The organism is Blastococcus sp. TF02A-35 (assembly GCF_004571075.1).
Lineage (GTDB): Bacteria > Actinomycetota > Actinomycetes > Mycobacteriales > Geodermatophilaceae > Blastococcus.
In genome coordinates this window covers 1-4,946 of record NZ_SPQP01000076.1, presented here as the reverse complement: position 1 = coordinate 4,946, position 4,946 = coordinate 1, and the positions used below count along the sequence as shown (strand labels likewise).

At 74.8% G+C, this 4,946-nt stretch carries 4 protein-coding genes, 1 tRNA gene, 1 other RNA gene and 1 pseudogene; 4 read left to right on the top strand and 3 right to left on the bottom strand.

Annotation, left to right across the window (positions count from 1 at the left end):
- Together E4P43_RS19555 and E4P43_RS19550 are read right to left on the bottom strand one after the other, a co-directional pair.
- Nucleotides 1-975: serine/threonine-protein kinase (locus E4P43_RS19555; protein ID WP_135147177.1), on the bottom strand; the 975-nt coding region annotated here is incomplete at its 3' end.
- A 19-nt stretch (nucleotides 976-994) separates the two neighbouring features.
- Nucleotides 995-1,342 carry a hypothetical protein gene (locus E4P43_RS19550; protein WP_135147176.1) on the bottom strand — a complete coding sequence of 116 codons (348 nt, stop codon included), beginning with the start codon at nucleotides 1,340-1,342 and terminating at the stop codon, nucleotides 995-997.
- Nucleotides 1,343-1,505: 163 nt separating this feature from the next.
- On the opposite strand from E4P43_RS19550, the gene E4P43_RS19545 reads away from it, so the two are divergent.
- Nucleotides 1,506-1,590: transfer RNA gene (locus tag E4P43_RS19545), tRNA-Ser, on the top strand.
- 51 nt (nucleotides 1,591-1,641) lie between these two features.
- Here the strand turns inward: E4P43_RS19545 and E4P43_RS19540 are convergent.
- Nucleotides 1,642-2,562, bottom strand: coding sequence for an EamA family transporter (locus tag E4P43_RS19540; protein ID WP_135147175.1), 921 nt, complete (start codon nucleotides 2,560-2,562; stop codon nucleotides 1,642-1,644).
- Between the two features lie 96 nt (nucleotides 2,563-2,658).
- On the opposite strand from E4P43_RS19540, the gene ffs reads away from it, so the two are divergent.
- The 3 genes and pseudogenes from ffs to E4P43_RS19525 all read left to right on the top strand — a co-directional run.
- An RNA gene (gene ffs / locus E4P43_RS19535) (signal recognition particle sRNA small type) lies at nucleotides 2,659-2,754 on the top strand.
- Nucleotides 2,755-2,828: 74 nt separating this feature from the next.
- Nucleotides 2,829-3,491 carry a YceI family protein gene (locus tag E4P43_RS19530; RefSeq protein ID WP_135147174.1) on the top strand — a complete coding sequence of 221 codons (663 nt, stop codon included), beginning with the start codon at nucleotides 2,829-2,831 and terminating at the stop codon, nucleotides 3,489-3,491.
- A 52-nt stretch (nucleotides 3,492-3,543) separates the two neighbouring features.
- Nucleotides 3,544-4,824: pseudogene (locus tag E4P43_RS19525) on the top strand (DNA polymerase III subunit gamma and tau); the annotation flags it as partial.
- Between the last annotated feature and the right edge of the window lie 122 nt (nucleotides 4,825-4,946).

Here is a 4,946-nt window from a genome sequence, read left to right as displayed (position 1 = left end):
CTGCTCCGCCGTGGCCGGGGGCGGGGTGGGCTCCGCGACGGGCGTGGCGGGGAGGACGGCGGTACCGGAGTGCCCCTGCGACGGCGCCAGGTCGGTGCGGGCGAGCAGCACCGTCGTCGTGTCGCCGTCCCGGCCGGCCGCGAGCTTCGCCAGCCGGTCGCGCACCTCGGTCATGGCCGGGCGCTCGGCCGGGTCGGCGGCGAGCATCCGCATCAGCGGGGCGGTGAGCGACCCGGCCCGGCGCGGCGGGGTGATCTGCCCGCCGGCGACCCGGTGCAGCATGCCGAGCGCGTTGTCGTCCACGCCGAACGGCGGGACCCCCTCCAGGCAGGTGTAGAGCGTGGCACCGAGGGAGAAGGCGTCGCTGGACTCGGTCATCTCCCGTCCCTGCGCCACCTCGGGGGCGAGGTAGGCCGGGGTGCCGGTGATCTGGCCGGTCTGGGTGAGCGTGACGTCGCCCTGGGCGTGCGAGATGCCGAAGTCGGTGATCTTCACCAGCCCGGCGACCCGGCCGCCCTGGCCGATGAGGATGTTCGCCGGCTTGACGTCGCGGTGCACGATGCCGGCCGCGTGCGTGGCGGCCAGGGCGTCGGCGACCTGGGCACCGATCTGCGCCACCTGGTCCACCCGCAGGACGCCGTCCTCGGTGAGCACCGCGGCCAGGCTGCGCGAGGGCAGGTACTCCATGACCAGCCACGGGGCGCCGTTCTCCAGGGCGACGTCGTAGACCGAGATGGCGTGCGGGTGGCTCAGCCGGGCGGCGATCCGGCCCTCCCGCAGGGCGCGCTGGCGCTGCTCGTCGATCTGCCTCTCGTCGGCCCCCAGCGGCGACAGCACCTGCTTGACCGCGACCTGGCGGCCGAGCAGCTCGTCGCGGGCGAGCCAGACCGCACCCATCCCGCCGCCGCCGATCTGCGACTCGAGCCGGTAGCGCCCGGCGATGAGCCGGCCGGGCGCGGTGACGGGACGGGTCATCGACGGGACGCGGTCGCGCTCAGACGGTGGAGGGCACGCCGTACCGGCGCGCGTACTCCTCCTGCGCGCCGGCGGGCAGGGCGTCGTAGAGCTCGCCCAGCTCGGTGTGCACGTCCGGGTCCAGGTCGTCGAAGATCCGCGCCCACGTGGGGGGCTCGTCGTAGCTGCGGGTCAGCAGCAGCTCCCACGCCTGCGCCTGGCGGTCGCGCTTGCTGCGCTCGGCGACGAACTCCGACAGGTACCGGTCCTTGGCAGCCGTCTTCTCCTCGGCCGTCGCACCGGCCGGCAGCTCTCCGGCGTCGCCGCCCTTGAGCACACCGACGATCGCCTCGACGACGTCCGGCCGTACCTCGCTGTGCTCGCTCATCTGCCGCCTCCTCGTCCGTGACCCCGCAGTTCCCAGGCGTTCCCCACCTGCCGCCCGGCGAACCGCCCTGCGGTGCAGGATGCCGCACGCGATCCCGGACGGCCTCCCCGGCGGTGTCCCGCCGAAGCGCTGGAGGGCGCCCGGTACGATCCTGGGCGTACCTGGAGGATTCGCCTAGTGGCCTATGGCGCTCGCTTGGAAAGCGGGTTGGGGGCAACCCCTCGGGAGTTCGAATCTCCCATCCTCCGCAGGCACGACGGGCCCCCGGCAGCACGCCGGGGGCCCGTCGCGTTCCCGGGTCAGACGGCGGCGGTCGCGGGGCGGCGCAGCCGGTGCAGGTACAGCCCCGCCACGGCGGCCAGCACCAGCAGCCCGCCCGCCGCCGCCAGCGGGGCCAGCTGCTCGCCCAGCAGGAGGGTGGCCAGGGCCGTCGCGGTCAGCGGCTCCAGCAGCGTGACGATCGAGGCCACCGCCCCCGGCACGGTGCGCAGCCCGGTGAAGAACATGGCGTAGGCCACCGCACTGGGGACGACCCCCAGGTAGAGCAGCACCCCGAGGGCCACCGGGTCGGTGGTGAACCGCAGCCCCTCCACCAGCGCCACCGGCGTGAGCAGCAGCGCGCCGCCGGCGAACCCGACGAGCGTGACCGGCACGCCCGCCGGCACGCCGCCGCCGGCCAGGGTGACGACGGCGTAGCCCAGCGCCGAGCCCACGGCCATGAGCGCGCCCAGGACCACCGTGGTCCCGGTGTCGGCGCCGGCCGAGACACCGACCAGGAGCACCAGCCCGACCAGCGCGGCGGCGAGCGCGACCACCGTCGCGGGGTCGGGCCGGCCGTGGCCCAGGAGCGCCGCGCCGACGGCGATCAGCAGCGGGGCCAGCCCGAGGGCCACGAGGGTCGCGATGCTCACGCCCGCGGTGGCGACGGCGGCGAAGTAGGCCAGCTGGTAGGCCGCGAGCCCCGCGCCGACCAGCACGAGGCGGACGACGGTGCCGCGGCCGAGCGCCGGTGCAGGCGCGGACCGGCGGCGGGTGACCGACCAGGCGGCGAGCAGGGCGACGGCGCCGATGGCCATGCGGTGCCAGGCGATGTCGAGCGGCCCGAGGTCGCTGTTCCGGGCGACGATGCTGCCGCTGAACCCCGACGTGCCCCAGCAGAGCGCGGCCAGGACCACGAGCACGAAGCCGCGGCGCGACGCGGTGGTGCTCGGGGTGGGCATGACGCTCCAGGTGCGGTTTCCGGGGGCTCGAACGGAGCGCGACGCGAGCCTAGCGGGGGAGTCATCCGGGCCTCGAACCGTTTCCTCTACAGTGGGGGCGACCCCTCGTGTGGCGTCATCCTGTGAACCTCCCCAGGGCCGGAAGGCAGCAAGGATAAGCGGGCTCTGGCGGGTGCGCGGGGGGTCCTTTGCTTCTCCCGGCCGGTCACCCAGGCTTCTCCCAGGTCCGTCCTGTTGGCTGCACGCACCCGTGCCGAGGAGCTGGAATGACCCGCCGCGCCTGGATCCTGATCTCCGTCCCCGTGCTGCTGGTGCTCGCGCTGGTGCTCGGCCCGCTGGCCTACGCGGCCCTCCAGGACGATGCCGCGCCCGCCCCGAGGGTCCAGGCCCAGCCCGAGGACGCCGTCCTCTCCGCCGGCACCGACGGGGTGTGGACGGTGGCCGACGGCTCGACGGCGGGCTACCGGGTCGACGAGGTGCTCAACGGGGCCGACGTCACCGTGGCCGGGACGACCGACCGCGTGACCGGCACCGTGGAGGTCGCGGACGGGCGGCTGGCCGGAGCCCAGGTGACCGTGGACGTCGCGAGCATCGCGACGGACAGCGGCCGCCGCGACGCCTACTTCCGCGACAACGTCATGGACGTCGCCGCGCACCCGACCGCCACCTTCGCCGTGCGCGAGCCGGCCGACCTGCCGGAGCTGTCCGGGGAGCCGGTGACCGTCCCGGTGGCCGGGGAGCTGACCCTGGCCGGCGAGACCCGGCCGGTGCAGGTAGAGCTCTCGGTGGTCCGCACGGCCGGAGGGGTGGACGTGTCGGGCTCGGTCCCGGTGACCTTCGCCGACTTCGGCATCGAGCCCCCGGACCTGGGGTTCGTCAGCGTCGAGGACCAGGGGTCGGTGGAGTTCCTCGTGCACCTGGTGCGGTGACCACGGCCGAGGTGCTCCTGGCCGTCGGTGGGGCCACGTAACCTCAGCAAGCGTGGCTCTCGCGCTCTACCGGAAGTACCGCCCGGCGACCTTCGCCGAGGTGGTCGGTCAGGAGCACGTCACCGCACCCCTGGTCAACGCCGTCGACGGCGGCCGGATCAACCACGCCTACCTCTTCAGCGGCCCGCGCGGCTGCGGCAAGACCTCGTCGGCGCGGATCCTGGCCCGCTCGCTGAACTGCGAGCAGGGCCCGACGTCCACGCCGTGCGGCGTCTGCGGCTCCTGCGTGGCGCTCGCCCCCGACGGCCCGGGCTCGCTGGACGTCATCGAGATCGACGCCGCCAGCCACGGTGGTGTCGACGACGCCCGTGACCTGCGGGAGCGCGCGTTCTTCGCGCCGGTGAACAGCCGCTACAAGGTCTACATCGTCGACGAGGCGCACATGGTGACCACGCAGGGCTTCAACGCCCTGCTCAAGGTCGTCGAGGAGCCGCCGGAGTTCCTCGTCTTCGTCTTCGCGACGACGGAGCCGGAGAAGGTGCTGCCGACCATCCGGTCGCGCACGCACCACTACCCGTTCCGGCTCGTCCCGCCGACGACGCTGCGCACGCTGCTGGAGAAGACCTGCGCCGCCGAGGGCGTGCAGGTCGAGCCGACGGTCTTCCCGCTGGTGGTCCGGGCCGGCGGTGGCTCGGTGCGTGACTCGCTGTCGATCCTCGACCAGCTGCTGGCCGGGGCCGGTCCGGAGGGCGTCACCTACAAGAGCGCCGTCGGCCTGCTCGGCGTCACCGACGACGCGCTGCTCGACGAGACGATCGACGCGCTCGCCGCGCACGACGCCCCCGGGGTGTTCCGCGCCGTCGACCGCGTGGTCGAGGCCGGCCACGACCCGCGCCGCTTCGCGACCGACCTGCTGGACCGGCTCCGCGACCTGATCGTGCTGGACGCCGTCCCCGACGCAGGGGGCAACGGGCTGCTGGACTGCCCGCCCGACCGGCTGGACCTGATGAACTCCCAGGCGCAGGCCCTGGGCTCGGCCACGCTGTCCCGGATGGCCGACACCGTGCACGAGGGCCTCACCGAGATGCGCGGGACGACGGCGCCGCGGCTGCTCCTCGAGCTGGTCTGCGCGCGCATGCTCCTCCCGGCCACCGACGGCTCGGCCGCGGCGACCCTGCAGCGCCTGGAGCGGATCGAGCGCCGGATGTCGATCGCCGGCGAGCACGCCGGGCGCTCGGTCACGGAGCACGCGCTCGCCGAGGCGCCCGTCCGCGAGGCCCCCGCCGCAGCGGTCCGCGAGGCGCCCCGCCCCGCCCCGACGGCCCCGGCTCCGGCCGCACCCGCGGCGCAGGCGCAGTACGTCGGTGCGGCGCACCTGCTCATCGGCTACGTGGCCCTGGGTGTCATCCTCGCGGCCCGGCCGGAGCTGACCGGGACGCGGGACTGAGGGAGATC